The organism is Bacillus sp. OTU530 (assembly GCF_038440375.1).
Genome location: NZ_JASATP010000140.1, coordinates 1 through 599 on the forward strand (window position 1 = coordinate 1; position 599 = coordinate 599).

At 45.1% G+C, this 599-nt stretch carries 1 protein-coding gene; it reads left to right on the top strand.

Features of this window, described 5'->3' with window-relative positions; all coding sequences use genetic code 11:
• Positions 1-599: M24 family metallopeptidase (locus tag AAHB12_RS31235; protein WP_342048945.1), on the top strand; the 599-nt coding region annotated here is incomplete at both ends.

Consider the following 599-nt stretch of genomic DNA (forward strand, 5'->3'; position numbering starts at 1 on the left):
GGCGATATCCGGGAAATTCGTTCAGATTGGGCTCCATTCCTAAAAGAGCGTGCGGCTCAAGACAAACCGAAGAAAATCGGAATTAGCGGTTATACGTATATGGATTTAGAATTCTGGTTCCCAATCAACGACGCATTCCAGTATGCTGATGTGCAGCGGTCCATGATCATTGAGCAATTGAAATCAAAGAAGAACGAGGCAGAGATCGCTTCGATGAAGCGTGCGGCTCGAGTAAGTAATGCCGGCATTCAAATGCTGATGGATCTATTACGTGACAGCGAAGGAATCACTGAACTGGAAGCTACATCTTTGGTTTATGCAGCTATGTTTGCAAATGGAGGTCACTCTATTGCATACGACATCATGATTCAGGCTGGAGAGCATACAGATGTACTCTTTAAGCGTCCGACTACACGTCCAATCCGCCGCGGCGAACTTGTTATGATGGACTATGGTATTCGCGTAAACGACTACTCTTCTGACAATGCTCGTACGATTTGTTATGGAAATGTAAACGATGAAGCGAAGCGTTTGATGGAAGCTTGCTCCCTTGGATATGAAGAATGTCTGCAAAAAATCTATGCCGGCATGACTGGAAT